The sequence below is a fragment of the Herbaspirillum sp. 1173 genome, from assembly GCF_031455335.1.
Taxonomy (GTDB): Bacteria; Pseudomonadota; Gammaproteobacteria; order Burkholderiales; family Burkholderiaceae_D; genus Herbaspirillum; species Herbaspirillum huttiense.
This window is the reverse complement of sequence record NZ_JAVDSP010000009.1, coordinates 74,687-97,447: the sequence shown is the minus strand read 5'-3', so window position 1 is coordinate 97,447 and position 22,761 is coordinate 74,687. Positions and strand designations below refer to the sequence as shown.

Annotated in this window: 19 protein-coding genes and 1 tRNA gene; 11 read left to right on the top strand and 9 right to left on the bottom strand. The window is 62.0% G+C overall.

The window, feature by feature from the left end; translation table 11 throughout:
- Nucleotides 1-88: 88 nt before the first annotated feature.
- Both J2X56_RS22650 and J2X56_RS22645 read left to right on the top strand, forming a co-directional pair.
- On the top strand, nt 89-1,339 hold the full coding sequence (locus tag J2X56_RS22650) for an MFS transporter (RefSeq protein ID WP_310162870.1): 1,251 nt from the start codon (nt 89-91) through the stop codon (nt 1,337-1,339).
- A gap of 121 nt (nt 1,340-1,460) precedes the next feature.
- A complete protein-coding gene (locus J2X56_RS22645; RefSeq protein WP_121040699.1) occupies nt 1,461-2,150 on the top strand; it encodes a MarC family protein in 690 nt (229 codons plus the stop codon).
- A gap of 64 nt (nt 2,151-2,214) precedes the next feature.
- On the opposite strand, the gene J2X56_RS22640 is transcribed toward J2X56_RS22645, so the two are convergent.
- From J2X56_RS22640 to J2X56_RS22625, 4 genes are all read right to left on the bottom strand, one after another.
- The gene (locus J2X56_RS22640) at nt 2,215-2,868 is read right to left on the bottom strand and encodes an LON peptidase substrate-binding domain-containing protein (protein WP_134137027.1); all 654 of its coding nucleotides are present in this window, start codon (nt 2,866-2,868) and stop codon (nt 2,215-2,217) included.
- Nucleotides 2,869-2,890: 22 nt separating this feature from the next.
- Complete coding sequence (locus J2X56_RS22635) at nt 2,891-4,420, bottom strand: SpoVR family protein (RefSeq protein WP_121040697.1); 1,530 nt, start codon at nt 4,418-4,420, stop codon at nt 2,891-2,893.
- Nucleotides 4,417-5,685 carry a YeaH/YhbH family protein gene (locus J2X56_RS22630; protein ID WP_034336397.1) on the bottom strand — a complete coding sequence of 423 codons (1,269 nt, stop codon included), beginning with the start codon at nt 5,683-5,685 and terminating at the stop codon, nt 4,417-4,419. The genes J2X56_RS22635 and J2X56_RS22630 overlap by 4 nt, the downstream gene beginning before the upstream one ends.
- A 102-nt stretch (nt 5,686-5,787) precedes the next feature.
- Nucleotides 5,788-7,710, bottom strand: coding sequence for a PrkA family serine protein kinase (locus tag J2X56_RS22625; protein WP_013236263.1), 1,923 nt, complete (start codon nt 7,708-7,710; stop codon nt 5,788-5,790).
- A gap of 1,257 nt (nt 7,711-8,967) precedes the next feature.
- On the opposite strand from J2X56_RS22625, the gene rpmH reads away from it, so the two are divergent.
- From rpmH to J2X56_RS22590, 7 genes are all read left to right on the top strand, one after another.
- Nucleotides 8,968-9,105 (top strand): 50S ribosomal protein L34, encoded by a 138-nt coding sequence (gene rpmH / locus J2X56_RS22620; protein ID WP_006461360.1) that lies wholly within the window; start codon nt 8,968-8,970, stop codon nt 9,103-9,105.
- A gap of 26 nt (nt 9,106-9,131) precedes the next feature.
- Nucleotides 9,132-9,545: a ribonuclease P protein component gene (gene rnpA / locus J2X56_RS22615; RefSeq protein WP_134223607.1), complete on the top strand. Its 414-nt coding sequence runs from the start codon at nt 9,132-9,134 to the stop codon at nt 9,543-9,545.
- A gap of 18 nt (nt 9,546-9,563) precedes the next feature.
- Nucleotides 9,564-9,917, top strand: coding sequence for a membrane protein insertion efficiency factor YidD (yidD, locus tag J2X56_RS27055; RefSeq protein ID WP_121040695.1), 354 nt, complete (start codon nt 9,564-9,566; stop codon nt 9,915-9,917).
- Between the two features lie 16 nt (nt 9,918-9,933).
- Entirely contained in the window at nt 9,934-11,634 is a 1,701-nt protein-coding gene (yidC, locus tag J2X56_RS22605) for a membrane protein insertase YidC (protein ID WP_310162849.1), read from the top strand.
- A 154-nt stretch (nt 11,635-11,788) separates the two neighbouring features.
- Nucleotides 11,789-13,189, top strand: coding sequence for a tRNA uridine-5-carboxymethylaminomethyl(34) synthesis GTPase MnmE (mnmE, locus tag J2X56_RS22600; RefSeq protein WP_209584367.1), 1,401 nt, complete (start codon nt 11,789-11,791; stop codon nt 13,187-13,189).
- Nucleotides 13,190-13,502: 313 nt separating this feature from the next.
- A complete protein-coding gene (locus tag J2X56_RS22595) occupies nt 13,503-14,096 on the top strand; it encodes a nitroreductase family protein (protein WP_039783592.1) in 594 nt (197 codons plus the stop codon).
- A 111-nt stretch (nt 14,097-14,207) separates the two neighbouring features.
- Nucleotides 14,208-14,284, top strand: a tRNA-Asp gene (locus J2X56_RS22590).
- Between the two features lie 319 nt (nt 14,285-14,603).
- Here the strand turns inward: J2X56_RS22590 and fusA are convergent.
- A complete protein-coding gene (fusA, locus tag J2X56_RS22585) occupies nt 14,604-16,709 on the bottom strand; it encodes an elongation factor G (protein WP_088755108.1) in 2,106 nt (701 codons plus the stop codon).
- Between the two features lie 227 nt (nt 16,710-16,936).
- On the opposite strand from fusA, the gene J2X56_RS22580 reads away from it, so the two are divergent.
- Nucleotides 16,937-17,578: a TetR/AcrR family transcriptional regulator gene (locus J2X56_RS22580; protein WP_121040689.1), complete on the top strand. Its 642-nt coding sequence runs from the start codon at nt 16,937-16,939 to the stop codon at nt 17,576-17,578.
- Between the two features lie 68 nt (nt 17,579-17,646).
- Complete coding sequence (gene lhgO / locus J2X56_RS22575; protein WP_209569890.1) at nt 17,647-18,864, top strand: L-2-hydroxyglutarate oxidase; 1,218 nt, start codon at nt 17,647-17,649, stop codon at nt 18,862-18,864.
- 68 nt (nt 18,865-18,932) lie between these two features.
- On the opposite strand, the gene J2X56_RS22570 is transcribed toward lhgO, so the two are convergent.
- The 4 genes from J2X56_RS22570 to J2X56_RS22555 form a co-directional block, all read right to left on the bottom strand.
- Nucleotides 18,933-19,859: a recombination-associated protein RdgC gene (locus J2X56_RS22570; protein ID WP_034330361.1), complete on the bottom strand. Its 927-nt coding sequence runs from the start codon at nt 19,857-19,859 to the stop codon at nt 18,933-18,935.
- A gap of 160 nt (nt 19,860-20,019) precedes the next feature.
- The gene (gene dinB, locus J2X56_RS22565) at nt 20,020-21,174 is read right to left on the bottom strand and encodes a DNA polymerase IV (RefSeq protein WP_259433442.1); all 1,155 of its coding nucleotides are present in this window, start codon (nt 21,172-21,174) and stop codon (nt 20,020-20,022) included.
- Nucleotides 21,175-21,219: 45 nt separating this feature from the next.
- Nucleotides 21,220-21,429, bottom strand: a complete 210-nt coding sequence (locus J2X56_RS22560) for a SlyX family protein (protein ID WP_083859453.1) — start codon at nt 21,427-21,429, stop codon at nt 21,220-21,222.
- A complete protein-coding gene (locus J2X56_RS22555) occupies nt 21,426-22,724 on the bottom strand; it encodes a TIGR03862 family flavoprotein (protein ID WP_310162837.1) in 1,299 nt (432 codons plus the stop codon). The genes J2X56_RS22560 and J2X56_RS22555 overlap by 4 nt, the downstream gene beginning before the upstream one ends.
- Nucleotides 22,725-22,761: the final 37 nt, after the last annotated feature.

Sequence of the window (22,761 nt, the reverse complement as noted above, 5' to 3'; positions counted from 1 at the left end):
CATCGCCAGCAGTCAGCCAAGAAAAATTGCCAACAGAGAACAAGCGGGCGTTGCAGCGCCCCATTAAAAAAATGATCAGGAGACCCCCATGCCCCCATCCTCCCCCGCAAGCCCCGCACCCCCCGACCCCCACCAGGTCGACTCCCCCTACGCCGTAATGCGCCTCTGCATCACCATGATCCTGATGGTCGTGGGTGCCAGCGGCATGTACGTGATTGCAGTGGTGCTGCCCTACGTGCAGGCGCATTACTACGTCGACCGGGGCCTGGCCTCGATGCCCTATACCCTCACCATGCTGGGCGTGGGCGTCGGTGGCCTGCTCATGGGCCGCATGGCCGACCGCTCCGGCATCATCCGGCCGATGATGCTGGGCGGGCTGTGCCTGGGCGGCGGTTTCATCGCCGCTTCCTGGGCCCATGACATCTGGACCTTCATGGCCGTGCATTGCATCCTCATCGGCCTGCTCGGGACCTCCGCCACCTTTTCTCCGCTGGTGGCCGATACCTCGCTGTGGTTCCGCAAGCGGCGCGGCATCGCCGTGGCGGTCTGCGCCAGCGGCAACTACCTGGGCGGCGCAATCTGGCCGCCCATCGTCCAGCATTTCGTCGACAACTACGGCTGGCAGGAAACCTATCGCGGTCTGGGCCTGATCTGCATCTTGGTCATGTGCCCGCTGGCCCTGCTCATGCGCGCCCGCCCGCCGGTGCAGGACAGCAGTGCAGCGACGCCCCGCGCCGGCGGCGGCCCGCGCCCCTTCGGCCTGGCACCGGGCTCCGCCCAGCTGCTGCTGTGCGTGGCCGGTGTCGCCTGTTGCGTGGCCATGGCCATGCCCCAGGTCCACATCGTGGCCTACTGCGGCGACCTCGGCTACGGCCCGGCACGCGGTGCCCAGATGCTCTCGCTGATGCTGGCCTGTGGCGTGGTCAGCCGCCTGGTCTCCGGGGCCATCTGCGACCGCATCGGCGGCCTGCGCACGCTGCTGCTGGGCTCGGCCCTGCAGGGCCTGTCGCTGCTGCTGTTCATCCCCTTCGACAGCCTGGCCTCGCTCTATCTCATCTCGGCCCTGTTCGGGCTGTTCCAGGGCGGCATCGTGCCGTCCTACGCCATCATCGTGCGCGAATACTTCCCCGCTGCCGAAGCGGGTCAGCGCGTGGGCGCGGTCATCATGGCCACCATGTTCGGCATGGCGCTGGGCGGCTGGATGTCCGGCAAGATCTTCGATCTCACCGGCAGCTATCACGCGGCCTTCGCCAATGGCATCGCCTGGAACCTGCTGAACCTGGGTATCGCGGTGCTGCTCTTCACGCGGGTGCGCGGCATGCGGTTGCGGGCCGCCTGAGAGAAGAGGGCACAACCGCGCAACGGCAGATGCGGCCGTGGTTGGCAGCGTAGCGGCTTTCAGCTACGCTGCCGGGTCAACCTTCAATGCCGATTATTCGCCGTTTATTTCTGATTGCGCCATGTTCATCCTTTTCCTCAAGGCGGTCGTCCTGATCCCGGTCACGCTCTTGCCCATCCTCAATCCCCTGGGCATCGCGCCGGTCTTCGCCAACCTGCTGGGCAACGTCAGCCGCAGCACCGAAAAGCGCATCGCGCGCCAGGTCGCCATCAATTGCTGGTTCATGCTGGTGGCGGCGATCTTCATCGGTTCGCACGTGCTGACCTTCTTCGGCATCTCGCTGCCCATCGTGCGCGTGGGCGGCGGCCTGCTGGTGGCGGTCTCGGGCTGGAAACTCCTCAACGACAACAGCCAGGACAGCTCCATCCCCACCCAAGTGGCCAAGACCTATGACGAAGACCTGCCCGACGATGAAATCAAGGCGCGCAGCTTCTATCCCATGAGCTTTCCCCTGACCGTCGGCCCCGGCACCATCGCCGCGTCCATCACGCTGGGGGCCAATACGCCGACCCGCCTGCTGGACTGGGTGATCTCGGTCGGCAGTGCCGCGCTGGGCGCGGCGCTCACGGCGCTGGTGATCTTCCTTTGCTACAACTATGCGCACAAGCTGGTGCTGCTGATGGGGCGACTGGGCACCATGGTGGTGCTGCGCCTGTCGGCGTTCATCCTGCTCTGTATCGGGATCCAGATCTTCTGGTCGGGGATGTCGGCGCTGCTGGCCGAGGCGGGGATCAGCGGCGTGGCGCCGTGATGGGGAAGTATAAATATCAGGAAATCTGAAACGGGATAGTTAGTTGCAATAGGGGAATAACTAACTATTTCAGCCAGCCCAAATCATCCAGTGCATCCTGCACCAGCTCCAGCCGCAACAGGGGATTGTCCAGCGCCAGCAGGCTCTGCTTGAGGTTGACGGAGATGGGCATCATCTCGGCCCAGCGGTTGGCCACCCAGCCGCAATCGTCCAGCCGGTAAGGTGCGGCGATGGGCACTTCACTGTCCGGCAGGCCCTGGCGCAGGACCGATTGCAGCAGGTTGTCCAGCGCCTGCGAGGTATTGCGCAACTCCTCGGGGATCGTCACGGCACGGTCCGCTTCCATCATCTCCACCTGCGCCGTCCATAGTCCATGTTTCTGCTGCTCGGCCTGCACGATGCGGAAACGCTCGCTGCCCAGGCAGGCGATGCGCATGAGGCCGGGGGAGGGCGTGCTCCATTCCTGGATGCGCGCCAGCGTGCCCACGCCGACGAAGCGTTCGCTCTGGCCGGGCCGCCGCACTTCCGATCCTTCCGTCAGGGCCACCACGCCGAAGCTGCTGCCCTCGGCGATGCACTTGCCAATCATGTCCAGATAACGCACCTCGAAGATCTGCAGCGGCAGCCGCCCTTCCGGGAAGAGCGTGCTGGCCAGCGGAAACAGCGGGATGGTTTGGGCCGAGATCGGCGGGCGCGGGGTAGCGGGGGCGGCGGGCATGGTCACTCCTGGCAGCGGTCACTCACGAACGCAGAGCATACCGGTTCTCGGCCACGCATTCATAGCGCTGCACGATGTAGCCGTTGTCGTCCACGCTTTCCAGATAGACGTCGAACTGCCACAGCCGCGCCATGTGGCGCAGCACCTCGTTGGTGCTGTCGCCCAGCGAGCGGCCGTCACTGCGGAAGTGGCGCAGCGTCAGGCTGCGGTTGCCGCGCGTGTTGACCGACCAGACCTGGATGTTGGGTTCGCGGTGGTTGATGTCGTACTGCCGGGACAGCGCCTGGCGCACGTACTGGAAGCCGCGTTCGTTGTGGATGGCCGAGACCTCGATCTCGCTGCGCGCCTCGTCATCGAGCACGGCAAACATGCGCATGTCGCGCATGAGCTTGGGCGAGAGATATTGAGCGATGAAACTCTCGTCCTTGTAGTTGCGCATCACGTACTGCAAGGTATCGAGCCAGTTGCGCCCGGCGATGTCGGGGAACCACTCGCGGTCTTCATTGGTAGGGTTCTCGCAGATGCGGCGGATGTCGCTCATCATCGAGAAGCCCAGTGCATACGGATTGATGCCGTTGTAATACGGTTTGGTGATGGGCGGCTGGAACACCACATTGCTGTGCGAATGCAGGAATTCCATCATGAAGCCATCGGTCAGGCGGCCCTGTTCATACAGCGTATTCAACAGCGTGTAATGCCAGAAGGTAGCCCAGCCTTCGTTCATTACCTGGGTCTGGCGCTGGGGATAGAAATACTGCCCGACCTTGCGCACGATACGGATCACCTCGCGTTCCCAGGGCTCCAGCAGGGGCGCATTCTTCTCGGCGAAATACAGCAGGTTCTCCTGTGGTTCGGACGGGAAGCGCCCTTCCACGGCTGCCGCGGCCGTTTCCTTCTTGGCCGGCAGGGTGCGCCACAGTTCGTTGACCTGCGACTGCATGTAGGCCTCGCGCTCGCGCTGGCGTGCTTTCTCCTGCGCCAGCGACAGGCGTTGCGGACGCTTGTAGCGGTCCACGCCGTAGTTCATCAGCGCGTGGCAGGAGTCCAGCAATTCTTCCACGCGCTCGAAGCCGTGCCGCTCTTCGCACTCGGCGATGTAATTGCGCGCATACACCAGGTAATCGATGATGGCGCTGGCATCGGTCCACAACTGGAACAGGTAATTGCCCTTGAAGAAGGAGTTGTGGCCATAGGCCGCGTGCGCGATGACCAGGGCCTGCATGGTCATCGTGTTCTCTTCCATCAGGTAGGCGATGCAGGGATCGGAGTTGATCACGATCTCATAGGCCAAGCCCATCTGCCCGCGCTTGTAATCGCGTTCGGTCAGCATGAAATGCTTGCCGTAGGACCAGTGGCGATAGTTGACCGGCATGCCGTGCGAGGCATAGGCATCCATCATCTGCTCGGCCGAGATGATCTCCAGCTGGATGGGATAGATGTCCAGCTCGTACCCCTTGGCCACGCGTGCGATTTCCTCGTTGTAGCGCTCGATGAGATCAAAGCTCCAATCCGAGGGGCAAGGCAGCGGGTCATGCTTGAAGCGGCTGTTCATGCGTGCACCTGCTTTTCAAAGAGTTCGCGGAAGACCGGGTAGATCTCGGCGGCCGATTGCACCTTCTTCATGGCGAAGTGCGGATGCGATTCGATCAGCTGCATGTACTCGGTCCACAGGTTCTGTTCCGGCTCGGCCACCTGGATGTAGGCGAAGTAGCGCGTCAGCGGCAGGATGGATGACTCCAGCAGTTCGCGGCATTTGGGAGAATCGTCGTTCCAGTTGTCGCCATCCGAGGCTTGAGCACCATAGATGTTCCACTCGCTGGGCGAGTAGCGTTTGGTGATGATGTCATGCATCAGCTCCAGCGCGCTGGAGACCACCGTGCCGCCGCTTTCCTGCGAATGGAAGAAGGTGTTCTCATCGACTTCATCGGCCCTCGTGTGATGGCGGATGAAGACCACTTCGATGTGTTCGTAATTGCGCGTGAGGAACAGATACAGCAGGATGAAGAAGCGCTTCGACAGATCCTTGCGCTGCTCATCCATCGAACCCGATACGTCCATCACGCAGAACATCACGGCGCGGCTGGAGGGTTGCGGCTGGCGAACTCGGTTCACATAGCGCAGGTCGAAGGGGTCGATGAAGGGGATGCGCAGGATGCGGGCGCGCAAATGCTTCACTTCCTCTTCCAGCAGCGGGATGTCGGCGCTGTGCTCCTCGGGTTTGCGCTTCATCTCGGCCAGCGTTTCCTCGGCCACGTCGAGCTGGCGCTGCAGCGGTCCACCGAGGGCGATGCGGCGGCCCAGCGAGGAACGCAGCGAACGCACCACGTCGATGTTGTTGGGCGAACCGTCGACCGAATAACCGGCGCGCTGGTTCTTCCAGTTCGGTACCTGCAGCAGGTTGGTTTCCACCAGGCGCGGCAGTTCCAGGTCCTCGAAGAAGTAATGCATGAATTCTTCGCGGGTCAGTTCGAAGGTGAAATCGTCCTGGCCTTCGCCGTCGTTGCTGGCACTGCTGCCGCCACCGCCGCCGCTGCCGCCGTTCTGGCGCGGGATGCGGTCACCCTGCAAGTAATCCTGGTTGCCCGGGTGCACGGCTTCGCGCTTGCCGCCCTTGCCGTGATGGAAGAAGGGCTCCGAGACATCCTTGCGCGGGATGCTGATGCTCTTCGATTTTTCGAGATCGGTGATGCTGCGGTCGCGCACGGCGTCCGCCACCGAACGTTGGATATGCCCCTTGAAGCGCCGCAGGAAGCGCTCCCTGTTGGCGATGCTCTTGTTCTTGCCAGCCAGCCTGCGGTCGATGATCTGATGCAGCACTCGGTTCTCCTGCTAGTGGTCGGCGGTGCGCCAGGCGCACGGCGCCGAAGGGTCGCCGCGCGCATCGCCACGCATACCGCGGGCGATGCGCAACAGCGGCGCTTACGAGGACTTGCGCACGCGCAGGTACCATTCGCACAGCAGGCGCACCTGCTTGGGCGTGTATCCCTTGCTGACCATGCGATTGACGAAGTCTTCGTGTTTCTGCATTTCCTCGGTGGAGCCCTTGGCGTTGAAGGAAATCACCGGCAGCAGGTCTTCGGTGTTGGAGAACATCTTCTTCTCGATCACCACGCGCAGTTTTTCGTAACTGGTCCACAGCGGATTCTTGCCGCCGTTGTTGACCCGCGCACGCAGCACGAAGTTGACGATCTCGTTGCGGAAGTCCTTGGGGTTGCTGATGCCGGCCGGCTTCTCGATCTTTTCCAGTTCCGCATTCAGGGCCGCACGGTCGAAGCTCTCGCCGGTATCGTGATCGCGGTATTCCTGATCCTGGATCCAGAAGTCGGCATAGGTCACGTAACGGTCGAAGACGTTCTGGCCATATTCCGAATACGACTCCAAGTAGGCGGTCTGGATTTCCTTGCCGATGAATTCGGCGTAGCGCGAGGCCAGCGTGTCCTTCACGAAGGAGAGATATTTCTGCTCGGTCTCCTGCGGGAATTGTTCGCGTTCGATCTGCTGTTCCAGCACGTACATCAGGTGCACCGGATTGGCCGCTACCTCGGTGGTATCAAAGTTGAACACCCGCGACAGAATCTTGAAGGCGAAGCGCGTGGAGATGCCGTTCATGCCTTCATCCACACCGGCATAGTCGCGATACTCCTGGTAGGACTTGGCCTTGGGGTCGGTGTCCTTGAGGTTCTCGCCGTCGTAGACCTGCATCTTGGAGAAGAGGCTGGAATTTTCCGGTTCCTTCAGGCGTGTCAGCACCGAGAACTGCGCCATCATCTTCAGCGTGCCGGGCGCGCAAGTGGCCTTGCCCAGCGAAGAGCTGCGGATCAGCTTTTCGTAGATCTTGATTTCTTCGGAGACGCGCAGGCAATACGGCACCTTGACGATGAAGATGCGGTCCAGCAGCGCTTCATTGTTCTTGTTGTTGCGGAAGGCCTTCCATTCCGATTCGTTGGAGTGGGCCAGGATGACGCCATCGAAGGGGATCGCGCCGAAACCTTCGGTACCCTTGAAGTTGCCTTCCTGCGTGGCCGTCAACAGCGGGTGCAGCACCTTGATGGGGGCCTTGAACATTTCCACGAATTCCAGCAGGCCCTGGTTGGACAGGCACAGGCCGCCCGAGTAGCTGTAGGCGTCGGCATCGTCCTGCGAATATTGTTCCAGCTTGCGGATGTCGACCTTGCCGACCAGGGTGGAAATATCCTGGTTGTTTTCATCGCCCGGCTCGGTCTTGGAAATGCCGATCTGGCGCAGGATGGACGGATAGCGCTTGACCACACGGAACTGACGGATGTCGCCGTTGTACTCGTGCAGGCGCTTGACTGCCCAGGGGCTCAGGATGGGTTTGAGATAGCGGCGCGGGATGCCGTATTGCTCTTCGAGGATGGGACCGTCTTCGTCGTAATCGAACAGGCCCAGCGGGGATTCATTGACCGGCGAACCCTTGATGGAATAGAAGGGCACCTGCTCCATCAACTGCTTCAGGCGTTCGGCAATGGAGGACTTGCCGCCACCGACCGGACCCAGCAGATAAAGGATCTGCTTCTTTTCTTCCAGGCCTTGCGCGGCATGGCGGAAATACGAGACCACCTGCTCGATCACTTCTTCCGCGCCGTAGAACTCCTTGAAGGCGGGATAGACCTTGATGACCTTGTTGGCGAAGATGCGCGAGAGGCGCGGATCTTCCCGGGTGTCGACCTTCTCCGGTTCGCCGATGGCCATCAGCATCCGTTCGGCAGCCGATGCATAGACTGCCGGGTCGTTCTTGCAAAGATTCAGATACTCTTCAAGCGATAATTCTTCTTCTCTGGTCTTGTCGAACCGGCTTGCAAAGCTGCTGTAGATATCCATACCACCTCCGTCGCTCTCAAAAAAGTACGAAACAGATTCATATGTCTGGACTTGCCATCTGCGGTTATCGAAGAACGCGTCGGTGACTCTGTATTGCGTCATTGCCGGTGTGTTCTTTGAAAGCCGTAGCTTCTACAACGTGATGCGAAGATCTTTTCAGATCCTGCAGTTCATTCTATTCCTTTTTTTGCTTCTGCTTGGTGATCCCTATAGTGCAGCTTCATTCAGCAAGCGCTGGATTTTCTTTGCATTTTCCCGCGCATTGGGGCGAAGCGTTTATCCCATTGCGTGCGCAGGGACATTCGCAGCTTCATTCACATCATGCTCTTTCAATGTGCGGATTGCTTCAGCGGTTGACCACACGGTGCGCTATTTTCGCGCAGCGCGCCATCGTGAAAACCCTGATAGCCGGCGGGAGGGAACAGGCGGACAATGCCTGTCGGGCGGTTGCGCAGGCCAGCGCGGCTGGTGCCTGGCGATGCTGCCGATCTCCTCCTGCCGGTGCAATTCGTTCCTGCCTGCTTGCCGGTCTCTTTGCTTCATCTCCCCTTATAGCTGGAATCGTGCCAGGCATGTTTGTCATATTGCAGGGTGCAGCTTTCATGACGCATCTTTTTTGTAACAGGACGATTGCGGTGTCTCAATGTTGCTGATCTGCCTCATCCGCCTCCCGTGGGCAAGTCAGGCGCACCGGTGTCCAGCCCTGCTGAAAAAATGCTTTAGATGATTTACGGATTTGTTCATGCGTGGGGCGCATGGCGTGCCTGCGTTTTCTTCATGCGTTGAACGTATCAGCTGAAGGCTTGGGCTGAATTCGGGGTGATGTCCTGCAAGCAACTTCATATCGGCTTTTTGCCGGCCGGCTGGCGGCAGGGAAGGGGCGATTCTGGCCAGATGCGGCAATTCCGCCACGCATTGGCCCCGAACTCGGCCGTTGAGTGCTCGGGGAGGGCGCAAAAGCGCATAAGTCATTGACAGCGAAGTGGAAAATGCAGTCTAATTCAGGGTTCACCATCTGAAGAATTGCGCGCGGTGCCGACGCAGTGCTGTTTCAGTTGTCCACCGGTCGATTACCCAGTGATCACACCGGGAGGCGGCAGAGGCCAACAGAGTTAATGGTGTCAGCGATGCAGGGGCTGCCGGCTCAGACAGGCGGCAGGGCATCGGTGATGCGGAACAGGCACACCGAAAGCGGTTCCAGAATTCCGATTTATTTTTGCTGTTTGCTCCAAGGCAGCCCAACTTAGCGAGTCCAACATGAAACGTACTTACCAACCTTCCGTCGTGCGTCGCAAGCGTACCCATGGTTTCCGTGCCCGTATGGCAACCCGTGGCGGCCGTGCCGTGATCAACGCCCGTCGCGCCAAGGGCCGCAAGCGTCTGGCTGCAGTTTAAGCCGGGGCTTTGCGCTGCCGTTTCGTGTGACGGACGTCCGTACACCGCTTCCAGCACGTCAAGCAGGCGACTTCCCACGCGATCGGCGAATCGTTAAAACGGATGAGTTTTCATCCGTTTTTCGTTTGCGCCCCGTGTATCGTACCGAGCATTTCGTGTTGTACGCACGCCGCAACAGCCTGCCGCAAGCCCGTCTGGGCGTGGTGGCGGCCAAGCGGCTGGCACCGCGTGCGGTCACCCGCAACACGATCAAGCGGGCCACGCGCGAGCTGTTTCGCCAGGCTGAACTGCCTGCCGTGGACTGCATCGTGCGCCTGTCGCGCCCGGTCAATACCAGGAAGGATCCTGCCCGCAGTGCGTCCGTCAAGGCCATGCTGCGTGCCGAACTGATGCAATTGTTCGCCTTCCTGCCGAGCGCCCCCGCGTTCGCCAGGAAATAGCCAGGAAAACAGGAAGTGATGAAGACCCCTCTGCTCCTGCTGTTGCGTGCCTACAAGCTGGGAGTGAGCCCTTTCCTGGGGCAGAATTGCCGTTTCTATCCCAGCTGTTCCGACTACGCCGCCGAGGCGGTGCGTTTGCATGGCGCGCTCAAGGGCAGTGTCCTGGCGGGCAAGCGCCTCTGCAAATGCCATCCCTGGCATGCCGGTGGCCTGGACTTCGTGCCCGGCTCGGCCGAGGCGCAAGCCCATGCCCAGGCGCAGGCGAACAGCCCCTCTTCTTCCGTCGTTCCCGATTCCCCGACCACTGCGCTGCCGTCTCCGGTAGCGCGGCTGTCTCCCCCTGTGGCCGCTGACGGTTGCAGCCACTCCTGAACTCATCAATACGCATATGGATATCAAACGTACCGTCCTGTGGGTTGTATTCTCCTTCTCCCTGCTGCTGCTGTGGGATGGCTGGATGCGCCATAACGGACATCAGTCGATGTTCTTCCCGTCGGCCAGCCCGACTCAGGAGCAAGCCGCCGCCAATCCGGCCGCGCCCACCGCCAGCCCGACCGGTTCCCCGGTGCCGCAGGCTGGCACGCCGGCACCGGCACCTGGCGCGGTCCCCGGTGCTGACGTGGCTGCCGCCACCAAGGGCGAAACCATCACCATCACCACCGACCTGGTCAAGGCCAGCATCGATACCGTGGGCGGTGAGCTGAAGCGCCTGGAACTGCTGAAGCAACCCGACGTGGTCGATCCGACCAAGAACGTCGTGCTGTTCGATTCCGAACCCGGCCACATGTACCTGGCGGAGTCGGGCCTGATCGGCGGTCCCTTCCCCAATCACAAGACCATCTTCACCGCACAGCCCGGCGCCCGTTCGCTGGACAACGGCAATGAAGTGCAGCTGGTGCTGGTGGCCGAGCAGGGCGGCGTGAAGCTGACCAAGACCTACACCTTCAAGCGCGACAGCTATCTGATCGACGTCAAGCACACCGTGACCAACACCACGGGTGCGGCGATCAATCCTTCGCTGTACCTGCAGCTGGTGCGTGACGGCAACAAGCCGGGCGGCGAATCGCACTTCTACAGCACCTTCACCGGTCCTGCCGTCTACAGCAGCACCGAGCACTTCGAGAAGCTGGACTTCGAGAAGATCGCCAACGGCAAGCAGCAGCACGTCAACAAGGCGGACAACGGCTGGATCGCCATGGTGCAGCACTACTTCGTCTCGGCCTTCATTCCGCCGCAGAACGCGCAGCGCGACATCTTCAGCAAGAAGGTCGGCGACAACCTGTACGCGGTCGGTTCCATCCTGCCGCTGGGCAGCGTGGCCCCGAACGCCAGCGTGACCATGGATACCCAGCTGTATTCCGGTCCCACCGTCTCCAAGACCCTGCAAGCGATTGCCCCGGGCCTGGACCTGGTGCGCGACTACGGCCACCTGACCGTGATCGCCGAGCCGATCTTCTGGCTGATGACCCACATCCACAACCTGGTGGGCAACTGGGGCTGGACCATCATCCTGCTGACCGTGCTGATCAAGCTGGTGTTCTTCCCGCTGTCGGCGGCCAGCTATCGCAGCATGGCCAAGATGAAGGCGGTCTCGCCGAAGATGCAAGCCATCCGCGAACGCCACAAGGGTGATCCGCAGGCCATGAACCGCGAGATGATGGCGCTCTACAAGACCGAGAAGATCAATCCGCTGGGCGGCTGCCTGCCCATCGTGATCCAGATCCCGGTGTTCATCGCGCTGTACTCGGTGCTGCTGGCCTCGGTGGAAATGCGCGGCGCGCCTTGGCTGGGCTGGGTGCATGACCTGACCGCCCCGGACCGCCTGTTCGGCACCATCCCTTACTTCAACATGCCCATCGGTTTGCTGCCGATCATCATGGCTGCGTCGATGTTCCTGCAGACCAAGCTGAACCCGACGCCGCCGGATCCGGTCCAGGCCAAGGTGATGATGTTCATGCCGCTGGTGTTCTCGTTCATGTTCTTCTTCTTCCCGTCCGGCCTGGTGCTGTACTGGGTGACGAACAACATCCTGTCGATCGCGCAGCAATGGGTGATCACCCGCAATATCGAGAGCGGCAAGACCAAATAATTTGCTTCTTGCAGGCCATCAAAGGAAAAACCCGTGGAATCCACGGGTTTTTTTTCGGTCGTAGAGCGCAAGCAGGGTTAACATGGCTTTACGCCGTTGCTCCGAGGGGGATGCAGCGGCGGGCTCACCTCAACACAACAACAAGTATTCGCAGATGACTTTCGATTCTTCTCCCATTGCCGCCATCGCCACCGCACCCGGACGCGGGGGCATCGGCGTGGTCCGCATCTCAGGCAAGAACCTGGGCCCGGTGATCCGCGCCGTCTGCGGCCGCGACAGCCTGGCACCGCGCCACGCCACTTATCTGCCCTTCCTCAATGAGGATGGCAGCCCGATCGATCAGGGCCTGGCGATCCACTTCCCGGCCCCGCATTCCTATACCGGCGAGGATGTGCTGGAACTGCAGGGCCACGGTGGCCCGGTGGTGATGCAGATGCTGCTGGCGCGCTGTGTGCAGGCGGGCCACGAGATCGGCCTGCGTCTGGCCGAGCCGGGCGAATTCACCCAGCGTGCCTTCTTGAACGACAAGATCGACCTGGCCCAGGCCGAGGCGGTGGCCGACCTGATCGAAGCGACCACCGAGGCGGCGGCCAAGTCGGCCTCCGAGTCGCTCTCGGGCGCGTTCTCCAAGGTGATCCACGAGCTGGTGGACCAGGTCACGCGCCTGCGCATGCTGGTGGAAGCGACGCTGGACTTCCCCGAGGAAGAAATCGATTTCCTGAAACAGAGCGACGCGCGCGGCCAGCTGGCCACCATCCGCAGCACGCTGGAAGAGGTGTTCAAGCATGCTGCGCAAGGGGCCTTGCTGCGTGATGGCTTGAATGCGGTGCTGGCCGGCAAGCCCAACGTGGGCAAGTCTTCTCTGCTGAACGTACTGGCCGGATCGGATGTGGCCATCGTCACGCCCATCGCCGGCACCACGCGCGACAAGGTGACGCAGACGATACAGATCGAAGGCATGCCGCTCAACATCATCGATACGGCCGGTATCCGCGAAGCTGGTGAAGATGGCAGCGGTCCGGACGAAGTCGAGCGCATTGGCATCGAGCGTACCTGGGCCGAGGTGGCCAAGGCGGACGTGATCCTGCACATGCTCGATGCGGACCGTGGCCCGACGCTGGAAGATGAAAAGATTACCGCGCGCTTCCCCGAGGGCGTACCCATCATCCGCATCTGGAACAAGATCGACCGCTCGGGCCACAAGCCGGCGGTGGATCCGATGCCGGACGCCACGCACGTCTATCTGTCGGCGGCCGAAGGGCAGGGCGTGGACTTGCTGCGCGCCGAGTTGCTGCGCATTGCCGGCTGGCAGCAGACGGTGGAATCGCGTTACCTCGCGCGCGAGCGGCATTTGCTGGCGCTGAAGGCGGCCGATGAGCATCTGGCCCATGCAGCGGCGCATGCGGCGCTGGACAATGAGGCCGGTGAGCACGCGCTGGATTTGTTTGCTGAAGAGCTGCGATTGGCGCAGGAGCGCTTGTCCAGCATCACGGGCAAGTTCACGCCGGATGATTTGCTGGGGGTGATTTTTTCGCGGTTCTGTATCGGGAAATGAGCCGGATGCGGCGCAAAGCCGCGTCGGCCGTGGACGACAGGGGAAACGCCATTCCTGACAGTTTCCCCACAGTCCACTGCACAATTGCAACGGATGTTACAGCGTGTAAAAACGTTGGAGGCGCGAGAGGGCCATCGTTATTCTGAAGTTCCTCCCCCTCCAATTCATCACCCCTGAGAATTGGATTTAACCCGCCGCCGCAAGGTGCGCGGGTTTTTTTATGGCTGCGCGGCTGGCTCTGCAGGAAACAGGCGGCGCTGCTAAGATGCCTGCTGCCTGAATTCATCCACCCTCATCCTCATAGGAAAAGAGCATGTCCGCCAATCCGCGCAACGCCGACTATCCCATCGATCCGCAATTCCTGAACCGCTGGTCCCCGCGCGCCTTCAACGGTGCCGAGATCTCCGAAGAAACCGTCCTGACCTTCCTCGAAGCCGCTCGCTGGGCGCCCTCGGCCTACAATGCGCAGCCGTGGCGCTTCGTCTATGCGCGCCGTGGTACGCCGGCCTGGGACAGCCTGCTGGGCCTGTTGAATGAATTCAACCGTTCCTGGTGCGCCAATGCATCGGCCCTGTTCGTGGTGCTGTCGCGTACCGTGATGGTGCCGCCGGGTGCGACCGAGGCGGTGCCTGCGCCGACCCATTCCTTCGACACCGGTTCGGCCTGGGGCTATCTGGCGCTGCAGGCGTCGCTGTCCGGCTGGCATGCGCACGGCATGGCCGGCTTTGACAAGGACAAGGCCCGTACCGAGCTGAACGTCCCGGCCGAGTTCTCGGTGGAGGCGATGGTGGTGGTGGGCAAGCTGGGTGACAAGTCCATCCTGCCGGAAGGCCTGCAGGCACGTGAAGTGCCGAGCCCGCGTGAGCCGCTGTCCAAGCTGGCGTTTGAGGGCAAGTTCAAGGCTTGATGCCGGGCCGTAAAATATTTCGCAATTATTTTTAAAAAGGGCTGGCATTTTCAAAAAGTCTCTCCTATAATAGCGATCTTTCAGCAAGCAACGACGGCTGAAACGGTTTTAGGAGTGGTAGTTCAGTTGGTTAGAATACCGGCCTGTCACGCCGGGGGTCGCGGGTTCGAGCCCCGTCCGCTCCGCCAAATAAAATGCCCCGTTCGCAAGAACGGGGCATTTTTGTTTTTGCGCAGCAAAAACCTGCGGAGTGGAGGGAGCCGCCTGCGCGGCTCCCGGCGGGGCGAGAAGGGAATCGCTTGCAAGCGATTCCGCGGCCTGCGCTTGTGTAGGAGAGCCCCGTCCGCTCCGCCAAATAAAACGCCCCGTTCGCAAGAACGGGGCGTTTTTGTTTTTGCGGATTCTTTCCGGATTATTTACCTAAAGTTAAAAAAAGCCGATGCACCCAAAGATGCATCGGCTTCCTCATGCAGCCAGCAGCCAGCAGCCAGCAGCGAGCAGGGCCAATCAACCCTTGCCCTTGCTCCCCGACAACTGCTCCACCACCTGCCTTGGCGCCTCGGCATAATGCTTGAACTCCATCGAGTAAGTCGCGCGCCCCTGCGAGAGCGAACGCAGCGTGGTCGAATAGCCGAACATTTCCGACAGCGGGACTTCAGCACGCACCAGCTTGCCGCCGCCCACCATGTCTTCCATGCCCTGCACCATCCCGCGCCGTGAGGACAGGTCGCCCATCACGTTGCCCATGAATTCCTCGGGCGTTTCCACCTCGACCTGCATCATCGGCTCCAGCAGCATCGGACCGGCACGCTTCATCGCTTCCTTGAATGCCATGGAACCGGCCATGCGGAAGGCGTTCTCGTTGGAGTCCACATCGTGGTACGAACCGAAGGTCAGCGTGGCCTTCACGTCCACCACCGGATAACCCGCCAGCACGCCCGCCTTCAGCGACTCCTGGATGCCCTTGTCGACCGCCGGGATGAATTCGCGCGGGACCACGCCACCCTTGATGGCATCGACGAATTCATACCCCTTGCCAGCCGGCTGCGGCTCCAGCTTGATCACCACATGGCCATACTGCCCGCGTCCGCCGGACTGCTTGACGAACTTGCCTTCCACATCTTCCACGCCCTTGCGGATCGCTTCGCGGTAAGCCACCTGCGGCTTGCCGACCGTGGCCTCGACGTTGAACTCGCGCTTCATCCGGTCCACCAGGATTTCCAGGTGCAGCTCGCCCATGCCCGACATGATGGTCTGGCCCGATTCCTCATCGGTATGCACGCGGAAGGACGGATCCTCCTGCGCCAGGCGATTCAAGGCGATGCCCATCTTTTCCTGGTCGGCCTTGGTCTTCGGTTCCACCGCCTGCGAGATCACCGGCTCAGGGAAGATCATGCGCTCCAGGATGATGGGATGTTCCGGATCCGACAGCGTGTCACCAGTGGTCACATCCTTCAGGCCCACGGCGGCTGCGATGTCGCCCGCGAACACTTCCTTGATTTCCTTGCGCTCGTTGGCGTGCATCTGCAGGATGCGGCCCAGGCGTTCCTTCTTGCCCTTGACCGGGTTGTAGACCGTGTCGCCCGAATTGACGATGCCGGAATACACGCGGAAGAAGGTCAGCTGCCCCACGAAGGGATCGGTCATGATCTTGAAAGCCAGCGCCGAGAACGGTTCCTCGTCCGAAGGATGGCGCTCGATCTCGCTGTCGTCCTCGGCATGGCCGGCAATGGCGGGCACGTCGACGGGCGAGGGCAGGTAATCGATCACCGCATCCAGCATGGCCTGCACGCCCTTGTTCTTGAAGGCGCTGCCGGCCAGCATCGGCACGATCTCGTTGGCCACCGTGCGCAGGCGCAGGCCGCGCTTGATGTCGTCTTCGGTCAGGGGATTGCCGGAGAGATATTTCTCCAGCAGTTCCTCATTGGCTTCAGCCGCCTGCTCGACCATCAGGTCGCGCCAGTGGCGTGCGGTGTCCTCCAGCTCCAGCGGGATGTCCTCATACTTGAACAGCACGCCCTGGCTGGCTTCGTCCCAGATGATGGCCTTCATCTTGACCAGGTCGATCACGCCCGAGAAATGGTCTTCCGCACCCACCGGAATCTGGATGGGAACGGCTTTGCCCTTCAGGCGCTCTTCGATCTGCTTCTGCACGCGGAAGAAGTCCGCACCGATGCGGTCCATCTTGTTGACGAAGGCGATGCGCGGCACCTTGTACTTGTTGGCCTGGCGCCAGACGGTCTCGGACTGCGGCTGCACGCCGCCCACCGAGTCGTACACCATCACCGCACCATCGAGCACGCGCATGGAGCGCTCCACCTCGATGGTGAAGTCCACGTGGCCCGGGGTGTCGATGATGTTGATGCGATGCTCGGGATAATTGCCGGCCATGCCCTTCCAGAAGGCCGTGGTGGCGGCCGAGGTGATGGTGATGCCGCGTTCCTGCTCCTGCTCCATCCAGTCCATGGTGGCCGCACCGTTATGCACTTCGCCGATCTTGTGGTTCACACCCGTATAAAAAAGAATGCGCTCGGTGGTCGTGGTCTTGCCCGCGTCGATATGCGCGCTGATACCGATGTTGCGGTAGTTTTCTATTCGGGTCTTGCGGCTCATGGCATGTCCTTTCGATGGGTGCCGTCAAATGCTGGATTCAGTGTTGATGGTGACGATTGATCAAATTGCCCGCTACAAAGTTTATTTATGTAACGAGCATTAGATAATAGGAACGTCTTCCCCAAAGTTCAAGGTCTGGCGATTTATTTTTGTAATGCCGACTAAATTAAACTACACTTCTCCGCAACACCATTACCGCCAGGGGTAATACCCCGCAAAGGAAACCGATGATAAAAACCCGTGGCCGCCCGCGCAGCTTCGACCGCGACCAGGCGCTGCAGCAGGCCATGCAAGTGTTCTGGAGCAAGGGCTACGAAGGCACCACCATGGCCGATCTGTGCGAGGCCATAGGCGTGAAGGCCCCCAGTCTCTACTCGGCCTTCGGCGACAAGGATGCGCTGTTCCGTGAAGTCATGGAGGTCTACTCGCGCACCATCAGCGCCGAACCGCTGCGCCTGTTGCAGGCCGGCAAGGGCATTCGCGAAGACCTGCAAGCCATGCTGCGCGCCAGCGTGCGCATGTATTCGGGCAAGTCGACGGTGCCGGGATTGCCGGCAGGAAAGGGGTGCATGGTAGTGATTTCCGCCATCAACTGTGCGCCCGAAAACAGCGAGCACAGTGATGCGCTCTCGCAACGCCGCCACAAGCGCCGCAATGAAATCCGCGCGCGCCTGCTGCAGGCGCAGCGTGAAGGGGAGATCCGGGCCGATGCCGATGTCACCGCCCTGGGAGATTTCTATACCAGCTTCCTCAATGGACTGGCGCTGGGTGCGCGCGATGGGGTCTCCACGGCGCGGCTGGCCGCCACGCTGCCGCATGCGATGCTGCCGCTGGAAAACGTGATGGTGCATGCGCTGCCACCGGAGTGAATGAAGCCGGCTGCGCCCGTTACGATATCCTCCCTCCCTTTGCCGTTACCAGGACCCTTACCAGCCTCATGAGACCCTTGCACTATGCCGTCATCGGCGGCGGCATCAACGGCCTGGCCGTGGCCCGCCAGTTGCTGCTGGATCAACCCGATGTGCGCGTCACCGTCTTCGAGAAGGAAGACGCCGTGGCCCGCCACCAGTCCAGCCATAATTCCGGCGTGGTCCACGCCGGCCTGTATTACGAACCGGGCGGCCTCAAGGCGCGGCTGTGCCGGCGCGGCGTCGAGCTGGTCAGGACCTACTGCGAGCAGAATGGCTTGCCCTACGATGAATGCGGCAAGGTGGTGGTGGCGCTGGAGGCGGACGAATTGCCGCGCCTGGAAGCCATCCATCGCAAGGCGCTGGCCAATGGCGTGCCGGATGTGGAGATGATCGACGGCGCACGCCTGCGCGAGATCGAGCCCCATTGCGTGGGACTGCGCGCGCTGTATTCGCCGCGCACGGCCATCGTCAGCTATGGCCAGATCGCGCAGCACATGGCGCAGGAGATCGTGCAGAGGGGCGGCGTGATCCGTCTCAATGCAGCGGTGCAACGCGTGTTCGAACAGGGGCAGCATGTGCAGATCGAACTGGCCGGTGGCGAGATCCACGGTGATGCGTTCGATTTCGTCATCGCCTGCTGCGGCCTGCAGTCAGACCGGCTGGCACAGCAATCGGGCGATGTCGCCACGCCGCGCATCGTGCCCTTCTTCGGTCAGTACTACGTCATCGATGAAGCCTTCAAGTCGCATGTCCGGGGCCTGATCTATCCGGTGCCCGATCCGCGCTTTCCCTTCCTGGGCGTGCATTTCACCAAGCGTATCGATGGCCAGATGACCATCGGTCCGAATGCCTTCATTTCGCTGGGACGCGAGAATTACCAAGGGGATCGTTTCAGCCTGCGCGACGTGGCCGATTATCTGGGCTATCCGGGTTTCTGGAAATTCGCCAGCCGCAACATGGCCGCGACCCTGCGCGAACTGAAGACCGTGGTCAGCGAGCGGCACTTCGTGCGCGAAGCTGCCCGCTATGTGCCGGCCCTGTCCGAGGTGAGCGTGACCCCGGCGGTGCGCGGCATTCGCGCCCAGGCCATGGAACCCGATGGCCGGCTGGTGGACGATTTCGTGATTCGCCAGAGCAGCCGCGTCACGCATATCCGCAATGCCCCTTCGCCCGGGGCCACCTCGTCATTGGCCATCGGCGAGCACATCGTGCGCAACCTGATCCACCCGCACGGGACGATATGAAAAAAACGCCGCGACGGTCAGCCCGTCGCGGCGTTTTCATTCGTACTGGCGTACTGAAGCGATGCCGGTCAGGCCGCGCGGGCCAGTGTTCCGTCGTTTTCCTTCAGTTGGCCTCCCAGCGCGTCGACCAGCGCGGTCAGCAGCTTGGCCAGCTCACCGGTCATCAGCATGAAGTCGCCATCGAAGCGTTCATCGTCGTTCTTGCCGGCGATCTCGCTGTCTTCCTTGAGTACGTCCAGCGGCGCGATGCGCTTGACCGACAGGTTCTCGGTCAGCACGAAGGACACCTTGTCGGCCCAGGTCAGCGCCAGGCGCGTGCACTGCTTGCCGGCTTCGATGTGGCGGCGGATGTCGTCGGCTTCCAGCGTGTGGCGCACATAGCGCACCGTGGCCTTGCTCTCGGCGGTGGAGCGCAGCTCGGTATCCTGGTCCACGGTGAAACCGTTGGGCGCTTCGTCGCTGGCCAGCCAGTCGGTCATGGCCGCTGCCGGCGACATGACGGTACGCAGCGTTTCCAGCGGGAACTTGGGGATGGCCTTGAACAGCAGCTTCAGGACTTCTTCGGCCTTGGAAGGCGAGCCGGCATCGACCAGCAGCCAGCCATTGACCGGATCGATCCAGACCCAGGTGCTGCGCACCACCGAGAAGGCGCGCGGCAGCAGTTCGTCGGTGACCTGTTCCTTCAATTCCTTGGTCTGCTTGCGGCCCGGCGGGAAACCTTGCTGCTCTTCCAGCTCGGCGGCACGGGCCTTGGTGACCTGGTTGATGACGGTCGAGGGCAGCAGTTTCTTCTCGGTATCGAGTTTCAACAGCAGCTGGCGGTTGACCACATGCACCAGTTTTTCATTGTTGCGCGGCGGCACCCAGCCCTGGCTCTGCATGTCCAGGCTGGAGCAGGCGGTGAAGGCCTGCGGCGCGAGATGGGATTCGAGTTCGTCGGCATTGATCGCCCACGGTGCGGGCAAACGGTAGATCTGGAGATTCTTGAACCACATAGGTTTCCGGAGCAGGGCAAAGAGGGAAAGGGGGAGATTTTACACGCCCGTCTCGCCGCAAGCGATGTCGGATTGTCCACGCTTGCAGTTAAATTTTTCGTGGCCGGGCTTGCCGCAGAGTACGTCAGAAAAACGCACAAATAGTTCGCGGAAATATGGATCAGCCGCCGAACGGCAACTCCGCCTGCAGCGCCTGCGCTGTCAATGCAAGCTCATCCTTGCGCGAGAGCGCGCCCACGCGCACACCGAGCAGGCGCAGCTTCTTTTCCAGGGGTACGCGCTTGAGGCATTCCCCCGCCGCCTGGCGGATGGTGGCAGCGTCCCCGGTGGGTGCGGGCAGCGTAACATCGCGCGTCACACCCTGGAAATCGGCGTATTTCAGTTTGATGCCGATGGTGCGGCCGACATAGCCCTTGCGCTCCAGGTCACCGGCCAGCTTCACGCACAGGGCGGTGAAGATTTCCGAGAGCTGCGTACGGTCGGCGCGTGCGTGCAGGTCGCGCTCGAAGGTGGTTTCCCGGCTGATGGATTTGGGTTCGGAGTAAGTCTGTACCGGGCGATCATCGACGCCCTGCGCCACGCGTCCCAGCCATTCCGAATAACTGCGCCCGAAATGTGCCCGCAGCATTTCAGGTGATGCACGTGCCAGGTCGGCCACGGTCTCGATACCCAATGCCGCCAGCTTCTCGGCGGCCTTCGGTCCGATGCCGTTGATCTTGCGCGCCGGCAGCGGCCAGATGCGGCGCTCGATATCCTCGGGCGTGAGGATGGTCAGCCCGTCGGGTTTGTCCAGTTCGGAAGAGATCTTGGCCAGCATCTTGTTGGGCGCCACACCGACGGAGCAGGTCAGGGCAGTAGCGGCGTGCACCGCGTCCTTGATCTGGCGCGCAACCTCATGCGCGGTATCGGGCCACGCAGAAAGATCGATATAGATTTCATCGATGCCGCGATCCTCGATCAGCGGCGCGATGCTGCGTACCGCTTCCTTGAACAGGCGCGAATACTTGCGATAGGCCTCGAAGTCGGTCGGCAGCAGGATGGCGTCCGGTGCCAGCTGGGCCGCCTTCATGATGCCCATGGCCGAGAACACGCCCAGCGCGCGCGCCTCGTAGGTGGAAGTGGTGACCACGCCGCGCCCGGCGTAATCGCGCATGCGGAAATACTGGCGCGTGCCGTCGGGCAATTCCACCGGCCGCGTGGCCGAACCGCCGCCGATGACCACTGCCTGGCCGCGCAGGTCGGGATAGCGCAGCAATTCCACCGACGCATAGAAAGCGTCCATGTCGAGGTGGGCGATGCGGCGTTCGTTGGCCATGGTGGTGCGTGCAGCGAAGAAAAAGCGGGAGCGGAAGCGGCGCGATCAGTAATGCGGCGGCTTCTCGTTGGCGGCGGCGCGGTCCTGGCTGGTGTCGGACAATTCCTTGAAGCGCTTGGCCAGGGCATGCAGCAGCATGTCCAGTTCCTCGATCTTCTTTTCCTGGCGATAGACGGTCTGGTTCAGTTCGTCCAGCAGGTGTTCCTGATGGGCGAGTTTCATTTCCAGGTCGATGAGGCGGTCGTCTTGGGTCACTTGTGTTGTTCCTTGGAAGAGTTGCTCAGGCTGGCAGCGCGGTCATCACTGATGAGCCAATGCAAGGCACCGGCAGCAGCGGCGCGGCCGGTGGCAAAGCAGGCGGTAAGCAGGTAGCCACCGGTGGGCGCTTCCCAGTCCAGCATCTCGCCGGCGCAGAACACGCCGGGCAGGGCACGCAGCATCAGCGCATCATCGAGCGCCTCGAAGCTCACGCCACCGGCGCTGCTGATGGCTTCGGCGATGGGACGCGTGCGCAGCACGGTCAGCGGCAGAGCCTTGATGGCGCGCGCCAGCTTGCCCATGTCGGCGAAGTCGTCCTTGCTGACCAGCTCGCGCAGCAGTCCGGCCTTCACGCCCTTGAGATGCAGACGGCTTTGCAGGTGGCTGGAGAGCGAACGCGCACCACGCGGATGGGCCAGTTCGGCTTCCACTTTTTCCAGCGGCCAGTCGGGCAGCAGGTCCAGGTAGAGGCGCGCCGCGCCTTCGGCGGCGATCGTGTCGCGCAAGGCGGAGGACATGGCATACACCAGGCTGCCTTCGATGCCTTCGGCGGTGATGATGAATTCGCCGCGGCGATTCTGCACGCCGCCGCTGGGCAGCGCCGTACTGGCCACCACTGGCTTGACCGGTTCCCCCGCGAAGCGGCTGCGGAAATGTTCGCTCCAGTCCAGCTCGAAGCCACAGTTGGAAGGCAGCAGTGGTGCGACCTCGACCTGGCGGTCTTGCAGCAGCGGCACCCAGCTGCCGTCCGAGCCCAGGCGCGGCCAGCTGGCGCCGCCCAGTGCCAGCACCACGGCATCGGCTTGCACATCGGTGTGGCCGTCAGGATGGGCAAAGCGCAGCGCGCCGTCCTCCTGCCAGCCCAGCCAGCGATGGCGCATGTGGAAGCGCACGCCGGCTTCGCGCAGGCGATGCAGCCAGGCGCGCAGCAGCGGCGCGGCTTTCATCTCGCGCGGGAAGACGCGGCCGGAGCTGCCCACGAAGGTCTCGATGCCGAGGCCGTGTATCCAGGCACGCAATTGGTCGGCGTCGAAGCGGCGCACGAAGGGCGCGACCTGTTCGCGGCGATGGCCATAGCGCGGCAGGAAGTCGGGTTGCGGTTCGGAGTGCGTGATGTTCATGCCGCCGCGCCCGGCCAGCAGGAATTTGCGGCCGGCCGAGGGCATGGCGTCGTAGACGTCCACGGCGGCGCCTTGTGCGGCCAGCACTTCGGCGGTCATCAGGCCGGCCGGACCGGCGCCGATCACGGCCACGCGGCGGCTGCCGGGAGCGAGTTGGGGAAGAGTGTGCATCGATGTCATGCGCGGCATGATACCGCCCGCCTGCGAG